2 pseudogenes are annotated in these 396 nt (G+C 62.1%); both read left to right on the forward strand.

Annotated elements, in window-relative coordinates:
• Positions 1–201 (forward strand): annotated as a pseudogene (locus EOC93_RS34380) (amidohydrolase); the annotation flags it as partial.
• Positions 201–396 (forward strand): annotated as a pseudogene (locus EOC93_RS33875) (FAD-binding oxidoreductase); the annotation flags it as partial. The pseudogenes EOC93_RS34380 and EOC93_RS33875, both read left to right, overlap by 1 nt.

Genomic DNA, 396 nt, shown 5'->3' on the forward strand with positions numbered 1-396 from the left:
CCCGAGATGGGTTCTGAAGGTTTCTGCTACATGTTGGAACAGCGGCCGGGCTGCTATTTCTTGCTTGGCCAGGCGGACGACGCGCACCAGGCCGCCGCGCACGACACCAATTACGATTTCAACGACGCTATCCTGCCGATGGGCGCCAGTCTTTGGGTCAGGCTGGTGGAGCGCCGCCTGTCCGCCGCAGGCGCATCGTGATGCAGTTGCCGGAAAAAGACATCCGCTGGCGGAGCCATTGGCTGCGGCAGGCATTGCCCGAGGACCCGGACCTTGCGCCTCCGCTCGAAGAGACAACGCAGGCCGACATCTGCATCGTTGGCGGCGGGTATCTCGGACTGTGGACCGCCATTCGCCTCAAGCAGCACAATCCAGGCTTCGACATTGTCATTGTAG

It is taken from the genome of Mesorhizobium sp. M6A.T.Ce.TU.002.03.1.1, from assembly GCF_003997275.1.
Taxonomy (GTDB): Bacteria; Pseudomonadota; Alphaproteobacteria; order Rhizobiales; family Rhizobiaceae; genus Mesorhizobium; species Mesorhizobium mediterraneum.